Annotated in this window: 21 protein-coding genes and 2 pseudogenes; 18 read left to right on the forward strand and 5 right to left on the reverse strand. The window is 70.5% G+C overall.

Annotated features, from left to right (window positions below):
• Positions 1-2: 2 nt before the first annotated feature.
• The 3 genes from AB0E77_RS29100 (at position 3) to AB0E77_RS29110 (ending at position 2,897) form a co-directional block, all read left to right on the forward strand.
• Positions 3-1,250: a HAMP domain-containing sensor histidine kinase gene (locus AB0E77_RS29100; protein ID WP_361576275.1), complete on the forward strand. Its 1,248-nt coding sequence runs from the start codon at positions 3-5 to the stop codon at positions 1,248-1,250.
• Between the two features lie 407 nt (positions 1,251-1,657).
• On the forward strand, positions 1,658-1,954 hold the full coding sequence (locus AB0E77_RS29105) for a DUF4193 domain-containing protein (RefSeq protein WP_003993510.1): 297 nt from the start codon (positions 1,658-1,660) through the stop codon (positions 1,952-1,954).
• 13 nt (positions 1,955-1,967) lie between these two features.
• Positions 1,968-2,897 carry a hypothetical protein gene (locus AB0E77_RS29110; RefSeq protein WP_361576278.1) on the forward strand — a complete coding sequence of 310 codons (930 nt, stop codon included), beginning with the start codon at positions 1,968-1,970 and terminating at the stop codon, positions 2,895-2,897.
• Positions 2,898-2,982: 85 nt separating this feature from the next.
• Here the strand turns inward: AB0E77_RS29110 and AB0E77_RS29115 are convergent, their stop codons facing one another.
• Positions 2,983-3,444 (reverse strand): DUF3093 domain-containing protein, encoded by a 462-nt coding sequence (locus AB0E77_RS29115; RefSeq protein ID WP_361576281.1) that lies wholly within the window; start codon positions 3,442-3,444, stop codon positions 2,983-2,985.
• Between the two features lie 57 nt (positions 3,445-3,501).
• Here AB0E77_RS29115 and AB0E77_RS29120 point away from each other — a divergent pair, with 57 nt between their 5' ends.
• The 9 genes from AB0E77_RS29120 to AB0E77_RS29160 all read left to right on the forward strand — a co-directional run bounded on the left by AB0E77_RS29120 (position 3,502) and on the right by AB0E77_RS29160 (position 12,311).
• Positions 3,502-4,086 carry a PaaI family thioesterase gene (locus AB0E77_RS29120; RefSeq protein WP_361576284.1) on the forward strand — a complete coding sequence of 195 codons (585 nt, stop codon included), beginning with the start codon at positions 3,502-3,504 and terminating at the stop codon, positions 4,084-4,086.
• Complete coding sequence (dut, locus tag AB0E77_RS29125; RefSeq protein WP_361576287.1) at positions 4,083-4,634, forward strand: dUTP diphosphatase; 552 nt, start codon at positions 4,083-4,085, stop codon at positions 4,632-4,634. Before AB0E77_RS29120 ends, dut begins: the two co-directional genes overlap by 4 nt.
• 1 nt (position 4,635) lies before the next feature.
• Complete coding sequence (locus AB0E77_RS29130) at positions 4,636-5,388, forward strand: DUF3710 domain-containing protein (RefSeq protein WP_361576290.1); 753 nt, start codon at positions 4,636-4,638, stop codon at positions 5,386-5,388.
• Between the two features lie 226 nt (positions 5,389-5,614).
• On the forward strand, positions 5,615-6,841 hold the full coding sequence (locus AB0E77_RS29135; protein ID WP_361576293.1) for an alginate lyase family protein: 1,227 nt from the start codon (positions 5,615-5,617) through the stop codon (positions 6,839-6,841).
• 97 nt (positions 6,842-6,938) lie between these two features.
• Positions 6,939-7,631 (forward strand): ABC transporter ATP-binding protein, encoded by a 693-nt coding sequence (locus tag AB0E77_RS29140; protein ID WP_361576296.1) that lies wholly within the window; start codon positions 6,939-6,941, stop codon positions 7,629-7,631.
• Between the two features lie 123 nt (positions 7,632-7,754).
• A complete protein-coding gene (locus AB0E77_RS29145) occupies positions 7,755-10,298 on the forward strand; it encodes a sensor histidine kinase KdpD (protein ID WP_361576299.1) in 2,544 nt (847 codons plus the stop codon).
• The gene (locus AB0E77_RS29150) at positions 10,298-11,014 is read left to right on the forward strand and encodes a response regulator (protein WP_361576302.1); all 717 of its coding nucleotides are present in this window, start codon (positions 10,298-10,300) and stop codon (positions 11,012-11,014) included. Before AB0E77_RS29145 ends, AB0E77_RS29150 begins: the two co-directional genes overlap by 1 nt.
• 73 nt (positions 11,015-11,087) lie before the next feature.
• On the forward strand, positions 11,088-11,486 hold the full coding sequence (locus AB0E77_RS29155; protein WP_361576305.1) for an OB-fold nucleic acid binding domain-containing protein: 399 nt from the start codon (positions 11,088-11,090) through the stop codon (positions 11,484-11,486).
• A 3-nt stretch (positions 11,487-11,489) separates the two neighbouring features.
• Positions 11,490-12,311 carry a DUF3159 domain-containing protein gene (locus AB0E77_RS29160; protein ID WP_361576308.1) on the forward strand — a complete coding sequence of 274 codons (822 nt, stop codon included), beginning with the start codon at positions 11,490-11,492 and terminating at the stop codon, positions 12,309-12,311.
• Between the two features lie 98 nt (positions 12,312-12,409).
• Here the strand turns inward: AB0E77_RS29160 and AB0E77_RS29165 are convergent, their stop codons facing one another.
• Together AB0E77_RS29165 and AB0E77_RS29170 are read right to left on the reverse strand one after the other, a co-directional pair.
• Positions 12,410-13,087, reverse strand: a complete 678-nt coding sequence (locus AB0E77_RS29165) for a TrkA family potassium uptake protein (RefSeq protein WP_361576311.1) — start codon at positions 13,085-13,087, stop codon at positions 12,410-12,412.
• A complete protein-coding gene (locus AB0E77_RS29170; RefSeq protein WP_361576314.1) occupies positions 13,087-13,758 on the reverse strand; it encodes a TrkA family potassium uptake protein in 672 nt (223 codons plus the stop codon). Before AB0E77_RS29170 ends, AB0E77_RS29165 begins: the two co-directional genes overlap by 1 nt.
• A gap of 528 nt (positions 13,759-14,286) precedes the next feature.
• On the opposite strand from AB0E77_RS29170, the gene AB0E77_RS29175 reads away from it, so the two are divergent.
• The 4 genes and pseudogenes from AB0E77_RS29175 to AB0E77_RS29190 form a co-directional block, all read left to right on the forward strand.
• Positions 14,287-16,362 (forward strand): APC family permease, encoded by a 2,076-nt coding sequence (locus AB0E77_RS29175; protein ID WP_361576317.1) that lies wholly within the window; start codon positions 14,287-14,289, stop codon positions 16,360-16,362.
• 80 nt (positions 16,363-16,442) lie between these two features.
• Entirely contained in the window at positions 16,443-17,795 is a 1,353-nt protein-coding gene (locus tag AB0E77_RS29180) for a class I SAM-dependent RNA methyltransferase (protein WP_361576320.1), read from the forward strand.
• Between the two features lie 586 nt (positions 17,796-18,381).
• A pseudogene (locus tag AB0E77_RS29185) lies at positions 18,382-18,509 on the forward strand (transposase); the annotation flags it as partial.
• Between the two features lie 31 nt (positions 18,510-18,540).
• A pseudogene (locus AB0E77_RS29190) lies at positions 18,541-18,797 on the forward strand (LuxR C-terminal-related transcriptional regulator); the annotation flags it as partial.
• 359 nt (positions 18,798-19,156) lie between these two features.
• On the opposite strand, the gene AB0E77_RS29195 reads toward AB0E77_RS29190, so the two are convergent.
• Both AB0E77_RS29195 and AB0E77_RS29200 read right to left on the reverse strand, forming a co-directional pair.
• Positions 19,157-19,453, reverse strand: coding sequence for an antibiotic biosynthesis monooxygenase family protein (locus tag AB0E77_RS29195; RefSeq protein WP_228126090.1), 297 nt, complete (start codon positions 19,451-19,453; stop codon positions 19,157-19,159).
• A gap of 118 nt (positions 19,454-19,571) precedes the next feature.
• Complete coding sequence (locus AB0E77_RS29200; RefSeq protein WP_361576323.1) at positions 19,572-22,112, reverse strand: MMPL family transporter; 2,541 nt, start codon at positions 22,110-22,112, stop codon at positions 19,572-19,574.
• Positions 22,113-22,265: 153 nt separating this feature from the next.
• Here AB0E77_RS29200 and AB0E77_RS29205 point away from each other — a divergent pair, with 153 nt between their 5' ends.
• Positions 22,266-22,862, forward strand: a complete 597-nt coding sequence (locus AB0E77_RS29205; protein WP_133886499.1) for a TetR/AcrR family transcriptional regulator — start codon at positions 22,266-22,268, stop codon at positions 22,860-22,862.
• A gap of 324 nt (positions 22,863-23,186) precedes the next feature.
• On the forward strand, positions 23,187-24,002 hold the full coding sequence (locus tag AB0E77_RS29210) for an IS5 family transposase (RefSeq protein ID WP_361576326.1): 816 nt from the start codon (positions 23,187-23,189) through the stop codon (positions 24,000-24,002).
• Positions 24,003-24,104: the final 102 nt, after the last annotated feature.

Raw genomic sequence — 24,104 nt, forward strand, 5'->3', positions numbered from 1 at the left:
CCGTGGCGACGACACCCGCGCCCCCCGGGGCGCCTCCGAAGCCCACCTGGGACCCCCGCCCGGCGACCCCTCTTCCGTGGCTGCGCCCCACCATCCGGATAAGGCTCACGCTGCTCTACGGAGGCATGTTCCTGATCGCCGGCATCCTGCTGCTGTCGATCATCTACCTGCTGGCGGCACAGGCGCTGAACACGGGCAACGAACCGCTCTTCAAGATCGTCGGCGGCACCGACATCAAGGTCTCCAGCGACAAGTGCCCGGTCGTCAACAACGCGAACAACCTCTCGCTCTCCACGTTCAACGCGGCGATCAGCGAGTGCATCGACCACCAGCGCCGGGTCGCCCTGGACAACCTGCTCAGCCGCTCCCTGCTGGCCCTGCTCGGCCTCGCCGTGATCGCCTTCGCCTTCGGCTACGCCATGGCCGGGCGCGTCCTGTCGCCGCTGGGCCGGATCACCCGCACCGCGCGCGCCGTGGCCGGTTCCGACCTGTCCCGGCGCATCGAGCTGGACGGCCCGGACGACGAGCTCAAGGAGCTGGCGGACACCTTCGACGACATGCTGGAGCGGCTCCAGCGGGCCTTCACGGCCCAGCAGCGCTTCGTCGGCAACGCCTCGCACGAGCTGCGCACCCCGCTCGCGATCAACCGCACCCTGCTGGAAGTGCACCTGTCCGATCCGAACGCGCCGGTGGAGCTCCAGCAGCTCGGCAAGACGCTGCTGGCCACCAACGAGCGCAGCGAGCAGCTCGTCGAGGGACTGCTGCTGCTCGCCCGCAGCGACAACCAGATCGTCGAGCGCAAGCCCGTGGACCTCGCCGAGGTCGCCGGGCAGGCCATCGACCAGGTGAACGCCGAGGCGGAGACCAAGGGCGTACGGATCACCGGTGAACGCGAGCCCGCGGTGGTCCAGGGCAACGGCGTGCTGCTGGAGCGCATCGCCCTGAACCTGGTGCAGAACGCCGTGCGCTACAACGTGGCCGAACAGGGCTGGGTGGAGGTCACCACGGCCGTGGAGAACGGCCAGGCGGTCCTGGTGGTCACCAACACGGGGCCTGTCGTGCCGGCGTACGAGATCGACAACCTCTTCGAGCCGTTCCGGCGGCTGCGCACGGAGCGCACGGGCAGCGACAAGGGGGTCGGCCTCGGCCTGTCCATCGTGCGGTCGGTGGCCCGGGCGCACGGCGGGCACATCTACGCGCAGCCGCGTGAGGGCGGAGGGCTCGTGATGCGTGTCACGCTTCCGATCTGAGATCATGACCCCCGACATCCCGCCGGTACCCGGGGATGTTCGCTTTGAGCGGAATTTCCAGGTCATCGTCCAGGGTTTCGCGTGTGTGATCGATCACAGCGACGGCATTCCCGCCCTCCACTCTCCGTGATCATGCACCCTGTCGGAAAGCCGGGAAAATCCTGGTTTTCAGGGGTCCTGATCACGGGAAGTACACGGTGGGGCGCCTTTGTAGTGCGGCATTCGGACCGTGTACGGTCCCCATCGCCATCCAAGCCGATCACTCATGAGGAGTCCGGTTGGGTGTCGATTGAGTAACAGACCTTGATGTGAGGCAAAATCTCCGCCTCGGGTCGGGCACAAGTCCGGCCTCTCACGCGTTACGTGCGCTGGAGACACCCGCAGACACCCAGAGGGGGAGAGCGACCATGGCAACCGATTACGACACTCCACGCAAGACCGACGACGACGTCGACTCGGACAGCCTTGAAGAGCTGAAGGCCCGGCGGAACGACAAGTCCGCCTCGGCCGTCGACGTCGACGAGTTCGAAGCCGCAGAGGGCCTCGAGCTTCCCGGAGCCGACCTGTCCAACGAGGAACTGGCCGTCCGTGTGCTGCCGAAGCAGCAGGACGAGTTCACCTGCATGAGCTGCTTCCTGGTGCACCACCGCAGCCAGCTGGCCCGGGAGAAGAACGGCCAGCCGATCTGCCGCGACTGCGACTGAGGCGGGGTCGGCCGTGACCGGCTCGACCCCTCCCTGGAAGCGCCGCTTCTCCGGGCGAGGAGCGGACCAAGGGCCGTCCGACGGCCCGCACCGCGCGCGTGACGACGAGCGGGGCCCGACCGATACGGGGACGGCCTCGCTCGAACCGGGGAACGACCGGGGTGACCTCCCGGCGACCGTCCGGACACCGGCACCCGCTGCCCGGCGCCGGGCAGCGGCGTTCCGGGACCGGGCGGGGCAGGGCGTCCGCAAGGGCGGTGACCGCGCCAGGGCAGCCTTGGCGCACCTCGCGGACCGGGTCATCGACCTGGCCCCGCGCGTCCCCGTACGGGACCTCCGGACGCTGCGCAGGCAGTTCCCGGGGCTCGGACCCGAGGAGCTCGCCGACCGGCTCGTGATCGGCGCCACCCGGGGCACCGCGACCGTCGGCGCCGGAGTCGGCGCGGCGGCGATGCTCCCCGTACCGCCCGCGATGCCCACCGAACTGGCCGCCGAGATCACCGGCGTGGCCGCGATCGAGCTGAAGCTGATCGCCGAACTCCACGAGGTCTACGGCGTCCGCCCCTCCGGCACCCTGACGCAGCGCAGCACCGCGTATCTGAACTCCTGGTCGAGCGAGCGCGGCGTCGAGATGACCAAGCCGGCCACCTTCGGCACGGCGGTGAACAGCCCCATGAAGCGCCAGCTGCGCCAGCAGATCATGAAGCGCCTGGTGCGCGACCTGCCCAACCTGATGCCGTTCATGGTGGGCGCGGCCGTGGGCGCCGTGATGAACCGGCGCGACACCCGGAAGCTGGCCGACCGCGTCCGTGCGGACCTGCGCAAGAGACAGGTGCCGTGGGACGCCCTGGAGGAGCTTCCCGCTCTGGAGAGCCCCGAGGACGCCCTCGATCTGGGCGGCTTCGGTGAGCTCGACCGGCGGCCCCGCAGAGACCGCCACTGACCCCGTACAGGCAAGGACACGGGCGCCGGCCCGGCACGGCGGACACCGGCCTCCTCCACGGAGACCGGCGCCGACACCGCGTGCGCTACGCCGCGGCCTTGGCCGCCCGCAGCGTCTCGACCAGCTGCTCCGGCTCGCGGGTCGACAGGTACAGGTACGGCGTCGGGTCCTCCGGGTCCGTGACCAGCACGCGCACGGCCGTCGGGATGTAGGCGCGCAGCAGCAGGAAGGCGCGGGTGTCGGCCTTGTGGGTGCGCCAGGCGCGGGCCTCCTCCGCATCGAGGACCTCCGCCTCGCCCAGGGCCGACAGCGGCACCTTCGCCTCGCCCGCGATCAGCGAGTCGCCCACGATCCGGATGCGGACCGCGCCGTACGAACTCGCCACGACCGCCGCCGCGGCCGTGCCGCCCGCCAGACCGCCCAACATCGGCAGCGTGCCGAAGGGCAGCAGGATCAGGGCGAACGAGAGGCCCACCAGGAAGGAGATCAGCCACCAGGAGCGGGGCGCGGTGAGGCGTTCTTCGTACGACGTGGCGGAGAGCTGCATGAAGCAAGCTTGGCACGGTATCGGTGATCGGCCGACGCGCGGGTAAGGTCTGCGCCTGTGAGTGGTACTTCCCCGGCTCTTCAGCCCCCCGCCGACGCCGTGACACCCGTACGGCACCCCGACGCGCCCGCCCCCGGTGAGCTGCTCGGCTCCCACTACGGCCAGTGCTTCGGCTGTGGCGGCGACCAGCCCCACGGACTGCACCTCCAGGCGCGGGCCGGCGAAGGCGTGGCGATCACCGCCGAGTTCACCGTGCAGCCCGCCCACCAGGGCGCCCCCGGCCTGGCGCACGGCGGCGTACTCGCCACCGCCCTGGACGAGGCGCTCGGCTCGCTGAACTGGCTGCTGCGGACCATCGCGGTGACCGGCCGGCTGGAGACCGACTTCCTGCGGCCCGTTCCCGTGGACACCACGCTGTACCTGGAGGCCGAGGTGACCGCGGTGGCCGGGCGGAAGATCTACTCCACCGCCACCGGCCGGATCGGCGGCCCCGACGGCCCCGTCGCCGTCCGTGCCGACGCGGTGTTCATCGAGGTCAAGGTCGACCACTTCGTCGACCACGGCCGCGAGCAGGAGATCCGCGCCGCCATGGACGACCCGGACCAGCTCCGCCGGGCCCGTGCCTTCGAGGTTAACCCGTGAGCCGCGAGCCCCTGGACGTCCTCATCCGGCTCGTCGACCCGGACGTGCCCGTCCCGGCGTACGCGCAGCCCGGCGACGCGGGAGCCGATCTGCGCACCACCGTGGACTGCGAACTGGCACCCGGTGAACGGGCCGTTCTGCCCACGGGCGTGTCTGTGGCGCTCCCCGAGGGGTACGCGGCCTTCGTGCACCCGCGTTCGGGCCTGGCGGCCCGCTTCGGTGTCGCCCTCGTGAATGCCCCGGGGACGATTGATGCCGGGTACCGTGGGGAGATCAAGGTGATCGTGGTGAATCTCGACCCGCGCGAGAGTGTGCGGTTCGAGCGCTTCGACCGGATCGCCCAACTGGTCGTCCAGCAGGTCGAGAGGGTCCGCTTCCGTCCGGTCGCGGAGCTTCCCGGCTCGGCGCGGGCCGAAGGGGGCTTCGGGTCCACCGGCGGTCACGCCGGCACGGACCGGGCAAGCGGCACAAGCGGTCAGGTCGCCGAGGGCGGCCCGACGGGTGGGAATCGATACGCTTCGGTCGTATCCGACCGGGAAGGACAGTGACGTGTTCGGACGTCGCAAGAAGAGGGATGCCGCCGAGGGCGCGGCCGGCGAGGCCGAGCAGGTCGTCGACAGCGTCGGCACCGAGGCGGAAGAAGAGCGCGAGCGCGTGCGGCTCGAGCCCGAACCGCGGCCCGACGGGCCCTGGGACAGCAGCGAGGTGAGCGACCCGGGCGAGGGCCGCGTGGACCTGGGCGGTCTGTTCGTACCCGGCGTGGACGGCATGGAACTGCGTGTGGAGGTCGCGGGTGACGCGATCGTCGCCGCGACGGTCGTGCTGCGCGACAGCGCCATCCAGCTCCAGGGCTTCGCCGCGCCCAAGCGCGAGGGCATCTGGGGCGAGGTGCGCGAGGAGATCGGCTCCGGCATCACCCAGCAGGGTGGCATCGTCGACGAGGTCGAGGGTCCGCTGGGCTGGGAGCTGCGGGCCCAGGTGCCGGTGCAGCTGCCGGACGGCACGGGCGGCTTCCAGGTCGTGCGGTTCGTCGGTGTGGACGGCCCCCGCTGGTTCCTGCGCGGAGTGATCTCCGGCCAGGGCGCTGTGCAGCCGCAGGCCGCCGGTCTGCTCGAGCAGATCTTCCGGGACACGGTCGTGGTCCGCGGCGACGGTCCGATGGCTCCCCGCGACCCGATCGTCCTCAAGCTGCCGAACGACGCGCAGATGGTCCCCGAGGGCGTCCAGCAGGAGGAGGGCTCCCGCTTCTCCGGCGGCATGGGCCAGCTCCAGCGCGGCCCGGAGATCACCGAGGTCCGCTAGGCACGGCCGCCGCAGCGTTTCGAGGGGCCGCATCCCACCCGGGATGCGGCCCCTCTTCGTGTGCGCGTGCTCGACCGTCGCCTGCGCCCGTCCCCGACCTCTGCATGCGCCTCGCCCGATCCCGTGGCGCGCGGCCCCTTGACGGCGCATTGGTCCGGACCTACGGTCATGCACCGGTCAATGTTCATGTCAACGCACGTCGTTCACTCATATGAACGGAGTCGTCATGCGTCGTCGCACCCCCCTCCTCGCGACCGCCACCGCCGTCCTCGTCGCGGCCGGTGTCCTCGCGCAGCCGGCCGCGCAGCACGCCGAAGCCGCCCCCGGAGCCCCGGCCGCTCCCGAGGCCCCCGCCGCCGCCCCCGCCACCTTCGTCCACCCAGGGGTCACCGTCTCCCGGGGCCAGCTCGACTTCGTCCGCGCCAAGGTCGAGGCGGGCGCCCAGCCCTGGAAGACCGCCTTCGACCGGATGGCGGCGAGCAAGTACGCCGACCTGAACCGCACCCCCAAGCCCCGCGCGGTCGTCGAGTGCGGCTCCTACTCCAACCCGAACCTCGGCTGCACCGACGAGCGCGAGGACGCCATCGCCGCCTACACCCAGGCCCTCGCCTGGTACATCACCCGCGACGAGCGGCACGCGAAGAAGTCCATCGAGCTGATGGACGCCTGGTCCGCCGTGATCCGCGACCACACCAACAGCAACGCGCCCCTGCAGACCGGCTGGGCCGGCTCCTCCTGGGCCAAGGCCGCAGAGATCGTCAAGCACACCTACGGCGGGGGCTGGTCCGGCTCCGGCCGCTTCGCCGCCATGCTGCGCGACGTCTACCTGCCCGAGATCATCAACGGCTCCCACTCCAACGGGAACTGGGAGCTGACGATGATGGAGGCCGCCGTCGGCATCTCGGTCTTCCTGGAGGACCGCGCCTCCTACGACAAGGCCATGGCGAAGTTCCGCACCCGCACCGCCGCCTATGTCTACCTGGAGTCCGACGGGGCCCTGCCGAAGACCGTGCCGGGCCAGAACCTCGACACCCGGGACGAGATCGTCACGTACTGGCAGGGGCAGTCCACCTTCGTCACCGGACTCACCCAGGAGACCTGCCGCGACCTCACCCACACCGGCTACGGCATCTCCTCCATCTCGCACATCGCCGAGACCAGCCGCATCCAGGGCCAGGACCTGTACGGCACCGACGTCGGCGAACGGCTGCGGCACGCCCTCGGCTTCCAGGCGACGTACGAGCAGGGTGCGGCCGTCCCGAGCTGGCTCTGCAAGGGCTCCCTGCACCTCGGGCTCGGCCCGGTCACCGAGGTCGGCTACAACGCCCTGCACAACCGGCTCGGCCACGCCATGACCAACACCCAGGCCCTGACCGAACGCACCCGCCCCTCCGGCACCAACAACCTCTTCGTCGCCTGGGAGACCCTCACCCACGGGGACAATCCCGCCTGACCGTTGATCGACCGGGCGTCGGACGGCGATACTGACGCCCGGTCGCGGGGGACACGGAACACCCGGGAACGCGGGGACACGGGGGAGGGCGGACGCCATGCCGCAAGTGGTGACGGAGACCATGGTGCGCGTCGAGGACGTGCACAAGTCGTACGGCCACGGCACCGCCGCCGTCCACGCCCTGCGCGGTGTCTCCTTCGAGGTGCCGCGCGGCGAGCTGGTCGCCCTCAAGGGGCGGTCCGGCTCCGGCAAGACCACCCTGCTCAACATCGTCGGCGGCCTCGACACCCCGGACGCCGGACGTGTCGCGGTCGACGGCCGCGATCTCGCGGAGCTGGACGAGGACGGGCTGCTGGCGCTCCGCCGGGACCGGGTCGGCTTCGTCTTCCAGTCCTTCGGACTGATCCCGATCCTCACCGCCGCGGAGAACGTGGGCGTGCCGATGCGGCTGCGCCGGGCCGCCTCGCGCGAACGCGAGGAGCGCGTCGAGCTGCTGCTCTCCCTGGTCGGCCTCGCCGACCACGCCGCCCAGCGGCCCGGCGAGATGTCCGGCGGCCAGCAGCAGCGGGTCGCCATCGCCCGCGCCCTCGCCAACAGCCCCGCGCTGCTGATCGCCGACGAGCCCACCGGCCAGCTGGACGCCGAGACCGGCCACGCCGTGATGGAACTGCTGCGGGCGGTCGTCCACAGTGAGCAGGTCACGGCGCTGGTCGCCACGCACGACGCCACGCTGCTCGACCTCGCCGACCGGGTGCTGGAGCTGCGGGACGGGGAGATCGTCGAGCAGTGACGCCGCCGGCGTCAGAGTTGCGTCAAGGACGACCGGCGCCCCGCTTCCGACCCGATATGTCCCAGTCGTTGGCCGTAAGGTCGACGCTGCGCAGGGCAGCGGCGACCGGAAGACAATGAGGCCATGGGACGCGGCAAGCTTCGGATCTACCTCGGCGCGGCGCCGGGCGTCGGCAAGACGTACGCGATGCTCTCCGAGGCCCACCGGCGCGTCGAACGGGGCACCGACTGCGTGGTGGCCTTCGTGGAGCACCACGGACGGGCGCGCACCGAGGTGCTGCTGCACGGGCTGGAGCAGGTGCCGCGCCGGCGGCTGGAGCACCGCGGCGCGCACTTCACGGAGCTGGACCTCGATGCCGTCCTCGCCCGCGCCCCCAGGGTGGCGCTGGTGGACGAGCTCGCCCACACCAACGTCCCCGGCACGCGCAACGCCAAGCGCTGGCAGGACGTCGAGGAACTGCTGGCCGCCGGGATCGACGTGATCTCCACCGTCAACATCCAGCACCTGGAGTCGCTCGGCGACGTCGTCGAGTCGATCACCGGAGTACGGCAGCAGGAGACCGTGCCGGACGAGGTGGTGCGCCGTGCGGACCAGATCGAACTGGTCGACATGTCGCCGCAGGCGCTGCGCCGGCGCATGGCGCACGGCAACATCTACCAGCCGGACAAGGTCGACGCGGCCCTGTCCAACTACTTCCGCCCCGGCAACCTCACCGCCCTGCGCGAACTCGCGCTGCTGTGGGTGGCCGACCGGGCCGACGAGTACCTCCAGAAGTACCGCAGCGAGCACCGGGTGTCGAAGATCTGGGGCTCGCGCGAGCGCATCGTGGTCGGCCTGACCGGCGGCCCCGAGGGCCGGACGCTGATCCGGCGGGCCGCGCGGCTCGCGGAGAAGGGCGCAGGCGGCGAGGTGCTCGCCGCCTACATAGCCCGCAGCGACGGGCTGACCTCGGCCTCCCCGAAGGAACTGGCCGTGCAGCGCACCCTGGTCGAGGATCTCGGCGGCACCTTCCACCATGTGCTCGGCGACGACATACCGGCCGCCCTGCTGGACTTCGCGCGCGGTGTCAACGCCACCCAGATCGTCCTCGGCTCCTCGCGCCGCAAGGCCTGGCAGTACGTCTTCGGGCCCGGCGTCGGCGCCACGGTGGCCCGCGAGTCCGGCCCCGACCTGGACGTCCACATCGTCACCCACGAGGAGGCCGCCAAGGGACGAGGTCTCCCCGTCGCCAGGGGCGCACGCCTGGGGCGTCTGCGGCTCGTGTGGGGCTGGCTGGCGGGCCTGGGCGGACCGGTGGCGCTCACGCTGCTCCTGAACACCGTCCACCTCGGGCTCGCCAACGACGTCCTGCTCTATCTGGCGCTGACCGTCGCGGCGGCCCTGCTCGGCGGGCTGTACCCGGCGCTGGCCTCGGCCGCGGTCGGCTCCCTGCTGCTGAACTGGTTCTTCACACCGCCCGTCAACCGGATCACCATCGCCGACCCCAGGAACATCTTTGCGCTCGCCGTGTTCGTGGGCGTGGCGGTCTCGGTGGCCTCCGTCGTCGACGTCGCCGCCCGCCGCACCCACCAGGCCGCCCGGCTGCGTGCCGAGTCGGAGATCCTCTCCTTCCTGGCGGGCGACGTGCTGCGCGGCGAGACCAGCCTGGAGACCCTGCTGGAACGGGTCCGCGAGACCTTCGCGATGGAGTCCGCGGTGCTGCTGGAACGGGAGAGCGACGTCGAGCCCTGGATCTGCGCCGGCCGGGCCGGCCTCGGCCCGCCGGTGGAGCGCCCCGAGGACGCGGACGTGGACATGCCCGTGGGGGACCACATGGCGCTCGCGCTGACCGGCCGGGTGCTGCCCGCCGAGGACCGCCGGGTGCTGGCCGCCTTCGCCGCCCAGGCCGCCGTCGTCCTGGACCGGCGCCGCCTGCGCGAGGAGGCCGACCGGGCCCGCGCGCTGGCCGAGGGCAACCGCATCCGCACGGCACTGCTCGCCGCCGTGAGCCACGACCTGCGGACCCCGCTGGCCGGCATCAAGGCGGCGGTCACCAGCCTGCGCTCCGACGACGTGGCGTGGTCCGAGGAGGACCGGGCCGCACTCCTCGAGGGCATCGAGGACGGCGCCGACCGCCTCGACCACCTCGTGGGCAACCTGCTCGACATGTCCCGGCTCCAGACCGGCACGGTCACGCCGCTGATCCGCGAGATCGACGTCGACGAGGTGGTGCCGATGGCACTCGGCGGGGTGCCCGAGGCGAGCGTCGAACTGGACGTCCCCGAGACGCTCCCCATGGTCGCCGTCGACGCGGGGCTCCTGGAGCGGGCGATGGCCAACCTGGTGGAGAACGCCGTCAAGTACAGCCCGGCCGGCCGGACCGTCCTGGTGGCCGGCAGCGCTCTCGGCGACCGTGTCGAGGTGCGCGTCGTCGACCGGGGGCCGGGAGTGCCGGACGAGGCCAAGGAGCGCATCTTCGAGCCCTTCCAGCGGCACGGCGACGCCCCCCGCGGCGCCGGCGTCGGGCTGGGCCTCGCCGTGGCCCGGGGCTTCGCCGAGGCGATGGGCGGCACCCTGACCGCCGAGGACACCCCCGGCGGGGGCCTCACCATGGTCCTCACCCTCCGGGCGGCGGCCCGGCACACCGACACCCCCACCACCACGACGGAAGAAAGTCAGGCTGCCTGATGCCGAGCTCGACGGGGGGCACCCCCAGGACGCCCACGAGGGTGCTCGTGATCGACGACGAGCCGGGGATCGTGCGCGCCCTCGTGATCAACCTCAAGGCGCGCCACTACGAGGTCGACGCCGCGTACGACGGCGCCACCGCGCTGAGGACGGCCGCCGCCCGCCACCCCGACGTGGTGGTGCTGGACCTGGGCCTGCCCGACATGGACGGCGTCGAGGTGATCAAGGGCCTGCGCGGCTGGACCCGGGTGCCCATCCTGGTGCTCTCCGCCCGCCACTCCTCCGACGAGAAGGTGGAGGCGCTGGACGCCGGCGCCGACGACTACGTCACCAAGCCCTTCGGCATGGACGAACTGCTGGCCCGGCTGCGCGCCGCCGTCCGCCGCGCCGAGCCCGTCCCGGGCGGCGGGGACGACGTGATCGTGGAGACCGGCGCCTTCACCGTCGACCTGGCCGCGAAGAAGGTGAACCGGGACGGCAGGGACGTACGCCTGACGCCCACGGAGTGGCACCTGCTGGAGGTGCTGGTGCGCAACGCCGGCCGTCTGGTCGGCCAGAAGCAGCTGCTCCAGGAGGTGTGGGGGCCGTCGTACGGGACGGAGACGAACTACCTGCGGGTCTACATGGCGCAGCTGCGCCGCAAGCTGGAGGCGGACCCCGCTCATCCGCGGCACTTCATCACCGAGCCGGGCATGGGGTACCGCTTCGAGAAGTGAACCGGAGCACCCGGGTCCGGGACGGGGTCCGAGGGGGTTCATGGCTGTCGGCGCGCCCCGGTACGCTTCAGGTATGAGTGCTGCTCCTCGTCCCGACAAGCCGGTGGGCCGCTTCCGGCGCATGTTCGACCGGCTCTCCTCGTCCCAGGAGGACCTGGAGTCGGAGGAGCTCCGGGAGGACGCCGACACGGCCGGGTGCACCCGCATCGGCGACTGCCAGGACCGGCAGATCGTGTCGGTTACTGGTACCTTGCGCACGGTCACCCTGCGTCCGCGTGCGGGCGTTCCGGCCCTGGAGGCCGAGCTCTTCGACGGCTCCGCCGCCCTGGACGTGGTGTGGCTGGGCAGACGCTCCATCGTGGGCATAGAGCCGGGGCGCAAGCTCATCGCATCGGGCCGGATCTCCATGAGCCACGGCCGCCGGGTGCTCTTCAACCCGAAATACGAACTGAGACCCCTCGGACGGGAGTAGCCGGTGACGTCGCTCGACAAGCCGACCGAAGACACGCAAGCGGACGACGCCCGGGCGGTGACGGAGGCCGCGCTGTTCGAGGCGTTCGGCGGCGTGCGGGGCATGGTCGAGACGGTGCTGCCGGGGCTGCTCTTCGTCACCATCTTCACGATCAACAACGACCTGCACCTGTCCGCGATCGCGGCGCTGGCCGTGTCGCTGGTGCTGGTCGTGGTCCGGCTGGTGATGAAGGACACCGTCAAGCACGCCTTCAGCGGCGTCTTCGGGGTCGCCTTCGGCGTGGTCTTCGCGATGATGACCGACAACGCGAAGAACTTCTATCTGCCCGGCATGCTCTACACGCTGGGCCTGGCCCTCGCGTACATCGTCACGACGCTGGCCGGCGTGCCCCTGATCGGCCTGATCCTCGGCCCGGTCTTCAAGGAGAACCTCTCCTGGCGCACCCGTAACCCGGGCCGGAAGAAGGCGTACGCGAAGGCCAGTTACGCCTGGGGCCTGATCCTGCTCGCCAAGTGCGCCATCCTCTTCCCGCTGTACTGGTGGGCGGACACCGAGCAGCTCGGCTGGGTCCTGGTCACCCTGAAGATCCCGCCCTTCCTGCTCGCCGTCTGGCTGACCTGGGTCTTCCTGGCGAAGGCGCCGGCCCCCATCGACGTCTTCGCGGAGATGGAGGCGGCGGAGAGGGCCGAGAAGGAGAAGGAGGCCGGGCGCGGTGCGGCGGACGGGCTCGTCGGTGAGACGGCCGACGCCGGCGCGCTGCCGCATTCCGCGGACGGTGACGGCGGCGCGGCGGACGCGCACGGCGGCAGGCACCGCAAGGCGTGACGCATACGACGCGTGACGCATACGACGCGTGACGCATACGACGGTGGGGGCGCCCGGATTTCTCCGGGCGCCCCCACCGTCGTACCGCCTGGCGGCCGTCAGCGCTCGGTGTCGCTGCGCCGCGCCGACAGCAGGTCCTCCAGCTGCTCCTCGCGGGCCTGCGCCGCCACGAACAGCAGCTCGTCGCCCGCCTCCAGGGAGTCGTCCTGGGACGGCGTGAGCACGCGGGTGCCGCGGATGATCGTGACCAGGGAGGTGTCCTCCGGCCACTGCACGTCGCGGACCTGGGTGCCGGCCAGGGCCGACTCCTCGGGCAGCGTCAGCTCCACGAGGTTGGCGTCGCCGTGGCTGAAGCGCAGCAGCCGGACCAGATCGCCGACGCTCACCGCCTCCTCGACCAGGGCGGACATCAGGCGCGGGGTGGAGACGGCGACGTCCACGCCCCACGACTCGTTGAAGAGCCACTCGTTCTTCGGGTTGTTCACCCGGGCGACGACACGCGGAACGCCGTACTCCGTCTTGGCCAGCAGGGAGACGACCAGGTTGACCTTGTCGTCGCCCGTCGCGGCGATGACGACGTTGCAGCGCTGGAGCGCCGCCTCGTCCAGGGACGTGATCTCGCACGCGTCGGCGAGCAGCCACTCCGCCATCGGGACGCGCTCGACCGAGATCGCGGTCGGCGCCTTGTCGATGAGCAGGATCTCGTGACCGTTCTCGAGCAGCTCGCCCGCGATCGAACGGCCGACCGCGCCGGCTCCGGCAATGGCGACCCTCATCAGTGACCGCCCTCCTCTTCGGGACCCTTGGCGAACGCCGCCTCGACCTTGTCGACCTCGTCGGTGCGCATCATCACGTGCACCAGGTCACCCTCCTGGAGCACGGTCTGCGAGGAGGGCAGGATCGCCTCCCCGAGCCGGGTGAGGAACGCCACCCGCACTCCGGTCTCCTCCTGGAGCCGGCTGATCTTGTGACCGACCCAGGACGCGGAGGTGTGCACCTCGGCGAGCTGGACACCTCCGGTGGGGTCGCGCCACAGCGGCTCGGCGCCCGAGGGGAGCAGCCGGCGCAGCATCTGGTCGGCCGTCCAGCGGACGGTGGCGACGGTGGGGATCCCGAGGCGCTGGTAGACCTCGGCGCGGCGGGGGTCGTAGATGCGGGCGGCGACGTTCTCCACGCCGAACATCTCGCGGGCCACGCGGGCGGCGATGATGTTCGAGTTGTCACCGCTGGAGACGGCGGCGAAGGCGCCGGCCTCCTCGATGCCCGCCTCGCGCAGGGTGTCCTGGTCGAAGCCGACGCCGGTGACCCGGCGGCCGCCGAAGGAGGAGCCCAGGCGGCGGAAGGCGGTGGGGTCCTGGTCGATCACGGCGACCGTGTGCCCCTGCTGCTCCAGGGTCTGGGCGAGGGCGGAACCCACGCGCCCGCAGCCCATGATGACAATATGCATCGCGTCACACCGCGCTTCCTACGGGCACTGCCACCTTAGTGGATGTCGTGCTCATGTCTCTCTTTCGGCTCGCCTGGCGACATGTCGCGGCCAGTGTGCGGGCCGCAGGGGAACATCATGCCGGTGGCCGCCGACGGTGACGCCCCTAGGGCCCGTCCGAGCGCCCCGTGGGACCGCGGGCCCTGCCCCCGGTCCAACGTATCGGCAAGCCCGCGGGGTCCGCACGGGCCGCTCATCCCTCGGCCGACGACCCCCGGCGGCCGATGCTGCGGATGCTGGCGAGAGTCAGGATTCCGAGGCCGACGAGCGTGACGGCGCCGCCGACGAGCTCTGCGGTCAGATGCATGGAACCTCCAGAGAGGACAACGGCCGGGAATCGCGCGGTGTTTGTCATATAGGCACGCCGGGCCTGCAACCTGCGGAATCCGCAGCGGCGGCACCCTCCGAATTCACCCGGAGAGCAGACGGCGGACGGATCGGGGGTGGCGGGTGGGCGGGCGCCCGTTCGAACGCTTACGATCCTCTGTTGTGTCCAAACTGACCGACGTGCCCAAGCGGATTCTGATCGGGCGCGCACTGCGCAGTGACCGGCTGGGGGAAACGCTCCTGCCGAAGCGCATCGCCCTTCCCGTCTTCGCCTCCGACCCGCTGTCCTCCGTGGCGTACGCCCCCGGCGAGGTGCTGCTGGTCCTGTCCATCGCGGGCGTGTCGGCGTACCACTTCAGCCCGTGGATCGCCGTCGCGGTCGTCGTGCTGATGTTCACCGTCGTCGCCTCCTACCGGCAGAACGTGCACGCCTATCCGAGCGGCGGCGGCGACTACGAGGTGGCGACCACCAACCTCGGGCCGAAGGCCGGCCTCACGGTGGCGAGCGCGCTGCTGGTCGACTACGTCCTGACCGTCGCCGTGTCCATCTCCTCCGGGATCGAGAACCTGGGCTCCGCGATCCCGTTCGTCGTGGAACACAAGGTGTTCTGCGCGGTCGCGGTGATCGTGCTTCTGACACTGATGAACCTGCGCGGCGTGAAGGAGTCCGGCAAGCTCTTCGCGATTCCGACGTACGTCTTCGTGGGCGGCGTCTTCATCATGATCGTGTGGGGAGCGTTCCGTGGCCTGGTCCTCGGGGACACCATGCGCGCGCCCACGGCGGACTACGAGATCAAGCCCGAGCACCAGGGCCTGGCGGGCTTCGCCCTGGTCTTCCTGCTGCTGCGGGCCTTCTCCTCCGGCTGCGCCGCGCTCACCGGTGTCGAGGCCATCTCCAACGGCGTCCCGGCCTTCCGCAAGCCCAAGTCGAAGAACGCGGGCACGACACTCGCGATGATGGGCCTGCTCGCCGTCACCATGTTCTGCGGCATCATCGCGCTGGCGGCCACCACCAAGGTCCGCATGTCGGAGAACCCGGCCACCGACCTCTTCCACAACGGCGTCCCGCTCGGCGCGGACTACGTCCAGCACCCGGTGATCTCGCAGGTCGCCGAGGCCGTGTTCGGCGAGGGCAGCTTCCTGTTCATCGTCCTGGCCGCCGCCACCGCGCTGGTCCTCTTCCTCGCCGCGAACACCGCGTACAACGGCTTCCCGCTGCTCGGCTCGATCCTCGCCCAGGACCGCTACCTGCCGCGCCAGCTGCACACCCGCGGCGACCGCCTGGCCTTCTCCAACGGCATCGTGCTCCTGGCCGGCGCCGCCACGCTCCTGGTCTTCATCTACGGCGCCGACTCCACCCGGCTGATCCAGCTCTACATCGTCGGCGTGTTCGTGTCCTTCACGCTCAGCCAGATCGGCATGGTCCGGCACTGGAACCGCCACCTGGCCACGGAGAAGGACCAGTCCAAGCGGCGCCACATGATCCGCTCGCGGGCCATCAACACCTTCGGCGCCTTCTTCACCGGACTGGTGCTGGTCGTCGTCCTCGCCACCAAGTTCACGCACGGCGCGTGGGTCGCCCTGCTCGGCATGTGCATCTTCTTCGCGACGATGACGGCGATCCGCAAGCACTACGACCGTGTCGCCGAGGAGATCGCGGCCCCCGAGAACCCCGAGGAGCAGCCGAGCGACGACCTCGTCCGGCCCTCCCGCGTCCACTCCGTCGTCCTCATCTCCAAGATCCACCGCCCCACCCTGCGCGCCCTGGCCTATGCCAAGCTGCTGCGCTCCGACTCCCTCGAGGCGCTCAGCGTCAACGTCGACCCGGCGGAGACGAAGGCCCTGCGCGACGAGTGGGAGCGGCGCGGCATCGACGTACCGCTGAAGGTGCTGGACTCGCCGTACCGCGAGATCACCCGGCCCGTCATCGAGTACGTCAAGGGCCTGCGCAAGGAGTCACCGCGCGACGCGGTCTCCGTCATCATCCCCGAGTACGTGGTCGGCCACTGGTACGAGCACCTGCTGCACAACCAGAGTGCGCTGCGTCTCAAGGGTCGGCTCCTGTTCACGCCCGGCGTCATGGTCACCTCGGTCCCGTACCAGCTGGAGTCCTCCGAGGCGGCCAAGCGGCGGGCCCGCAAGCGGCAGGACTGGAACGCGCCCGGCGCGGTGCGCCGCGGTCCGGCGCACCACGACCGGTCGCACGACCGGTCGAAGGAGTCGTCGCAGTCGACGTAGACTGGTCGGCTGTTGTCCTTCGACGCGGCCCGTCGTCCGTGGTCCGTCGTCCCCGTCCCGTTCTCTGGAGTCACCCCGCCATGCAGGCAGAACCGAAGAAGTCGCAGGCGGAGTCCCGAGCGGTCTCGCTGGTGGGCGAGGAGTACGAGGTCGAGATCGGCCCCGTCGCCCACGGCGGCCACTGCATCGCCCGCACCGCCGAGGGACAGGTGCTGTTCGTACGCCACGCGCTGCCCGGTGAGCGGGTCGTGGCCCGGGTCACCGAGGGCGAGGAGGGCGCGCGCTTCCTGCGCGCGGACGCGGTCGAGATCCTGGACGCGTCCAAGGACCGCATCGAGGCACCCTGCCCCTTCGCCGGCCCCGGCCGCTGCGGCGGCTGCGACTGGCAGCACGCCAAGCCGGGCGCCCAGCGCCGGCTTAAGGGCGAGGTCGTCGCCGAACAGCTGGAGCGCCTCGCGGGCCTCACGCCCGAGGAAGCCGGCTGGGACGGCACGGTGATGCCGGCCGAGGGCGACAAGGTACCCGCCGGGCAGGTCCCCTCCTGGCGCACGCGCCTGCAGTACGCCGTGGACGACGAGGGCCGCGCGGGCCTGCGCAAGCACCGCTCGCACGAGGTGCAGCCGATCGACCACTGCATGATCGCCGCCGAGGGCGTCAGCGAGCTGGGCATCGAGAAGCGCGACTGGACGGGCATGGAGTCCGTCGAGGCGATCGCGGCGACGGGGTCGCAGGACCGCCAGGTGATCCTCACCCCGAGGCCCGGTGCCCGCCTGCCCATCGTCGAGCTGGACCGCCCGGTCTCGGTCATGCGGGTCGGCGAGAAGGACGGCGGCGTCCACCGCGTCCACGGCCGCCCCTTCGTCCGCGAACGCGCCGACGGCCGCACCTACCGCGTCGGCAGCGGCGGCTTCTGGCAGGTCCACCCGAAGGCCGCCGACACCCTGGTCACGGCGGTCATGCAGGGCCTTCTGCCCCGCAAGGGCGAGATGGCCCTCGACCTGTACTGCGGGGTCGGCCTCTTCGCGGGCGCCCTCGCCGACCGCCTCGGCGACGAGGGCGCGGTGCTCGGCATCGAGTCGGGCAAGCGCGCGGTCGAGGACGCCCGGCACAACCTCGCCGGCTTCGACCGCGTGCGCATCGAACAGGGCAAGGTCGAGGCGGTGCTGCCGCGCACGGGCATCACCGAGGTCGACCTGATCGTCCTCGACCCGCCGCGCGCGGGCGCCGGCCGCAAGACGGTGCAGCACCTGTCGTCCCTGGGCGCCCGGAGGATCGCGTACGTGGCCTGCGACCCCGCCGCCCTGGCCCGGGACCTGGGGTACTTCCGGGACGGGGGGTACCGGGTGCGGACGTTGCGGGTGTTCGACCTGTTCCCGATGACTGCGCACGTTGAGTGCGTGGCGATTTTGGAGCCCGCCGAAAAGGGGCTCTGACCTGCATTTTTCTTGGCTGGATCAGGAGCGGCCTGTTGCGCTCGACCTGTTCTCCAAAGCGCACGACGTAGAGCTTGCGGACCGCTCGTGAAAGCCGCCTGACCTGGCGTTGCACGAGCGGTGCCGCGATGTCGGCGTGGTCGGCCCTTCTCCTGGCGCGAGGGGAAACCGAAGGTCTTGACGCTCGGGTGACGCTATTTCTGAAGGGTCGTCACCGACTGGCGAGGCAGGGCCCTGCCTCTCGCGCCCGATGAAGCAGGTTCTCTCTGCTCCAGGTAATCGTCGAGGGTGCCCTGACGGATCAGGTAGACGGTCAGGGACTGCAGGGTGCAGGGCGTCGACGCCCAGGTCGAGGATCATCAGGGCGCTGTCATTGGTGATGGTGAAGGCGCCGATCACACCGTCGACGGAACAGGTTGCGTTCAGGAGTCTGTGCGGGCGCCGCACCGGCACGGTCTGGAAGCTCGGCTCCGACCGCAGCTCGCCACCAGTCCGAGAGGAGCCGATACTGTCCGGTGCCGGGTGACCCTTCGTGCAAGCGTTGCTGCCCCCGCTCGGCAGACCGGGGCAGCAACGCTTGCACGATCGGCCGGTACTCAACGGGATCGTGTGGAGTTTCGGACCGGAACGGCTTGGCAGGACGTGCCCGAGCGGTACGGCTCCTGGGCCATATTGCACACCCGCTTCCGTCGATGGGTGAAAGGCGGCACCTTTCAGTGAAAGGGGGTTCCGCCCCCCCCGGGACCTTGCGCCCACCGTCGCCGACCGGCTGATGAACCGGCTCCGCGCTCCCGCCACCAACCTGACCCGACGTGAGACCGAAGTCCTCTCACCGGTCGCCGACGGACTGTCCGACCAGGCCATCGGCGCACGCCTCCACTTGACCGAAGGCACCGTCGATATCACCTGGCCTGCATCTATGCCAACCTCGGAACCGACTCGCGCACCGCCGCTGTGGCCACTGTCACCGCCATCGACGACCTCGGGCTCATCCGCCGCTGAACAGTATGTGGTGGGCGGTGTTTCCGTTCTCCACGACTTCAGCGGCGTCCGGAGTTGTGGTGCTGGCTGGGCTTGGTGCCCGCTCCTCTGAACCCATGTGAACGCCCACGGCCAGTTCGAGCCGGACACGCCCCCCGGACCTGGCCTCAGCCGCGGCCAGAATGCCCGGCCCCTGCACCTGGTCTGCCTACCCGTACAGGCGAGGGCGGTCCCTCGGAGCCACTGCCTGTAACTCCGAGGGGCCGCCCTTGGCCGACTCGGCGGTCACCGCGGACGCGGTGCGGTCAGGAGGCACCGTCTGCGTCATCAGGCGCGGCTCGGCCGAGCGAGTTATTCCGGCACCCGTGGGACCAGAAATGTCAGCCCTGCGTGACCGCTTCGAAGACCGTGACGCGGTTGTCGTCGGAGAGCGAGTGGGTGGGGTCGGCGTGCGCGGCGCGGAATGCCTCCGACGAGGTGTAGGCGGTGAATGCGGCGTCGTCCTCGAAGTCGAGGACGGCCAGGTAGCCGTGTGCGCCCTTGCGGGGACGCAGCAGCCGTGCGTTGCGCAGCCCCGGCACGTTGGAAAGGGTGGCGCGCATTCTGACAGTGAAGTGGTCCTCGAACGCGCCCTGGGCGGGCGCGGCGACGGTGAACTCGGTGACGGCGGTGCTCATTTCTGTCTTCTCTCGGTTGTCGGCGTGATGTCGGTGGCTGTCCCGCCCGGCCGGGGCCCGCACGGCGATGGCGATGATGTGCACCGCGTGTCCGATCGAGTCCCTCCGCGGGGTGCGGTTACAGGGCTGGAGTTGGGCTCGGGTCCGCGGCCGGTTGAGGGAGCCTGCCTGTGCGGCGGGCCCAGATTTCGAACGCGATAGTCATGAACGGGGGTACGGCGGCCAGCAGGGCGAAGATCGTGGTCCGGCCCAGCCGCCACTTCAGCCGGATCGCGGCCAGGACGGTCAGGAACACGTAGGCGATGAAGGCGGCGCCGTGGAGGGTGCCGAAGATCCGTACGCCGAGTTCGGTGGTTTCAGGAATGTACTTGAGGTACATCCCGACCAGTAGACCTGCCCACGTGCACGCTTCGATGACCGCGATCCAGGTGAACGCGCGCAGCAGACGCCCGGACCCGGGTTCGGCAGCCTGAGCGGCCGGCGCGTCGGCGGAAGGCGGTTCGGGAGTGGGCGTGGAAGGCGTCGGGGTGCCTGGGCGTGCGGGCCACAGGGCGCGGTCGCCGAGCAGGCGGACGATGGCGGGGACCAGGAGCGGGCGGATGAGGAAGGTGTCCAGCAGGATACCGAAGGCCATGGCGAAGCCGAACTGGAACAGCTCGCGGATCGGCTGGGTCATCAGGACGGCGAAGGTCGCCGCGAGGATGAGGCCCGCGGAGGAGATGACGCCGCCGGTGCGTGTCAGGGCGGCGGTGATCGCCTTCGCTGGGGGCTGGGTGCGCAGTTCCTGCTTGAACCGGCTCATGATGAAGATGTTGTAGTCGACGCCGAGCGCGACGAGGAAGACGAAGATGTACGCGGTGACGCGGTTGCCGATGCCGTCGTCACCGAGGACGGTCACGGTGAAGAAGGTGGTGGCGCCCAGGGTGGCCAGGAACGACAGGATCAGGGTCGCGACCAGGTAGAGCGGGGCAAGGAGCGAGCGGAGCAGCAGGACGAGGACCGCGGTGACGAGGGCCAGGACCAGGAGCACGATGAAGGTCGTGTCGCGGTCGAGGGCGGAGCGGATGTCGGCGTTCTGCGCGGTCTCGCCGCCGATGAGCACCGTGGCGTCCTGCACTCCGGCGGCCTGGGCCGCGGATTGTGTGGCCTGCTTGAGGGGACCGATCGCGTCGAGTGCCTTCGAGCTGTAGGGGTCGAGGTCGAGGACGACGTCGTAGAAGACGGTCTTGCCGTCCTTGCCCATGCGGGGGTCTGCTACACGGCTGACGTGATCGGCGTCGGTGAGCGCGGTGGCGATGTCGGCGGGTGCGGGGCCGGAGCGCAGGTTGTCCTGGGAATGAACAACGACGGTACTGGGAGCGATCTCGCCGGGCCCGAATTCCTCGTGGATGAGGTGCTGGCCGTGCTCCGACTCGGTGGCGGCGCGGAAGCCGCTGAGGGTGTTGAAGCTCTCCTGGTAGCCGAGCAGTCCCGCGCTCAGCACCACCAGGAGTGCGATCACGGCCGAGGCCACCTTGACGGGAGCCCGTGCGACCAGGGCGGCGATGCGGTGCCAGACGCCTGCGCCGCGACTGCGTTCGGCGGCCTTGTCCACGCCCCCGGGCCAGAACACGCCCTTGCCCAGCAGGAGGACCAGGGCGGGGATGAAGGTGAACGCCACCAGCGCCATGACGGCCACGCCCAGAGCGAGGTACGGTCCGAAGCCGTGAAGTGCCGGGGAGACGGCCACGAGCAGGGCAAACATGGCGAGCACGATGGTCGAGGCGCTGGCGAGGACGGACTCGGCGGTGCGGCGCACGGCGGCCTGCATCGCGCGGGCGCGGTCTGGCTCGTCGAGCAGGGTCTCGCGGTAGCGGGCGGTGATGATCAGCGCGTAGTCCGTGCCCACCCCGAACAGCAGCACGGTCATGATCGAGGCGGTCTGGGAGCTGACCGTGATGACTCCGGCGTCCGCGAGAATCGCGCCGAGAGTCTCCGCCACGCGCATAGCCACGCCCACGGCAAGAAGCGGCACGAGCGCCATCAGGGGCGAGCGGTAGATCGCCAGCAGGATGATCAGGACGAGCACGACGGTGGCCAGCAGCAGGACTTTGTCACCGCCGCTGAAGACCTTCACGGTGTCGGTGGCGATCCCGGCGGGGCCGGTCACCGCGACGTCGGCGGGCCCGGCCCGGTCGGACGCGAGGGCACGCACCTCGTCGACCGCATTCTGGAAGGACTCGTCCGAGGGGCTTCCCTCCATGGGCACGATGACCAGCTGAGCACCGCGGTCCTGCGAGACCAACTCGGCCGCAGCGTCGGGAGCGGTCACCGTGGAGACCACGCTCACGACATGGTCGGGTCGGCTGGTTCCGGAAAGGGCCGAGGTGATGGCGGCGACCGATTGCGTGGCGCTCTTCGCGGCGTCGGTGCCCTTGCCGCGGACCACGATGATCGCCGGCGTCGCGTCCTGGCCCGGAAGCTGGGCGCGGACGAGATCACGGGCCTTCATGGAGTCCGAGGCGGCGGGCGGCAGGTTGGCGGAGGCGTTGTCCTCGACGGATTCCAGGGCCGGGGCGACCCCGGCGAGGAGGCCCGCGATCAGGACCCAGAAGGCCACCACCACGGCGGCGCGCTTCTTCGATCCCAGGAGACATCGCAGCAGAGCGGGGGAGTTCATCGGTTGCATCGGGCAGCCTTCAGCAGGAAGTACGGACAGAACTTAGCGACAGGGTGTCTCTAAGTTGCGTCAAGCTAACACGCCCCCTCGGCCTCTCGGGCGTGGGGGTAGGTTGGCGGGAGACGGCACAGCGTCCGAGGTGAAGCGGAGAAAATGCCCAAGATTGAAGCCGGCAGCGTCCGGGAGCACCGGGCGCAGCGGCTCGCGCAGCTGATCGACGCGGCCGAGGAGCTCCTGGAAGAGGGTGGTGCCGAAGCCCTCACGGCCGGAGCGGTTGCCGCGCGAGCCGGGATCGCCCGCAACAGCATCTACCGCTACTTCAACTCCATCGACGACCTGCTCGAACTCGTCGTCACCCGCGAATTCCCCGCCTGGATCGACGCAGTGGAGCAGGCCATCGCGGCCGAGACCACACCCGCCGCCCAGGCTGCCGCCTACGTCAGGGCCAACCTCGAACAGGCGGCTCGCGGCACCCACGGCTGGCGGGCCGCGCTCTCGCGCGACTCGCTCTCCCCGTCGGCGCGGGAGAGGGTGAGGAATCTGCACATCTCGCTACATGAGGCGCTCGCCCGGGTCGTGCGCGAACTGGGGCTGCCACAGCCAGAGCTGACCGTGGCGGTGGTCCAAGCAGTCGTCGATGCGTGCATCCGCAGAATCGACCAAGGCGACGATCTGACGACCGTGTCCGACTTCGCGGCCGGAGCGACGCGTCGACTGCTCGCGGATGACGACTTGCCACATCACCCGTGACGCACCCCGCCCAGGCGGCTCGCAGGCCCGTCGACAGCGAAGCCCCGGCAGAACGAGCCCGATCTTGAGCCGCACGGGACCGTGACGCAGACCGCTGGTGGCTCATGTCTCGTCTCATCCGATCTTGCCACCGGGCGGCCGACCGGTCAGTGCCCGACGCCCATCGATTACGAGGTCCACGACCCGAACCAGCGCGTTCAGTGCGTTGACGTTCGTGGTGCGCTCATTGGTCACCCGGCCTCTGGGGGTCACCAGCGCTTTTACTGGCTCTAACAAAAGCTGCTGATCATGAGGCTGTCGGCCTCTCTGCTCGTATATGTGGGTATGGGAAACAGTCAGTCGCGGCCGTGGATCGTGTCGGATGAACTGTGGTCGCTGATCGAGCCGTTGCTGCCGAAGCCGGGTCCGAAGAAGGTCCAGGGCAGACCGCGGGTGCCGGACCGCCAGGCCCTGTCGGGGATCCTGTTCGTCCTGCACACCGGCATCCAGTGGGAGTACCTGCCCCAGGAGCTCGGCTTCGGCTCGGAGATGACCTGCTGGCGGCGTCTTGCGGCCTGGAACGAGGCCGGCGTCTGGGACCGACTGCACGTACTGCTGCTGAACGAGCTGCGGTCGAAGAACCAGCTGGACTGGGAACGCGGTGATCGACTCCTCGCACGTGCGGGCCGCCCGACGGGGCCCAAAAGCGGGCCCAGCCCGGTCGACCGCGCACGGCCGGGCAGCAAGCACCACCTCATCGTCGACGGACAGGGCATCCCGCTCGCGGTGTCGCTGACCGGCGGCAACCGCAACGACGTCACCCAGCTCGAGCCGCTGCTCGACAAGGTTCCCGCCGTCGCGGGCCGGGTCGGCAGACCCCGTCGACGCCCCGATGCACTGCTGGCGGACCGCGGCTACGACCACGACAAGTACCGCCGCCTGCTCTGGCAGCGCGGGATCCGCCCCGTGATCGCGAGACGGGGCGAGCCCCACGGCACTGGCCTGGGCATCTTCCGCTATGTCGTTGAGCGCACGATCGCCTGGCTCCACGGCTTCCGCCGCCTGCGCATCCGCTGGGAACGACGCGACGACATCCACGAAGCATTCCTCGGCCTCGCCGTCTGCCTGATCACCCACCGTCACGTTCGACGCCTCTGTTAGGACCTCTTTAGACATCATCTCATTTGGTCGGGATAAGGTGTCGGTCACGGTTGACACACAAGGGCATCGATGCAGGTCGCCCCAGCGGATAACCAGACCAAG

The organism is Streptomyces sp. NPDC032940, from assembly GCF_040636935.1.
GTDB lineage: Bacteria > Actinomycetota > Actinomycetes > Streptomycetales > Streptomycetaceae > Streptomyces.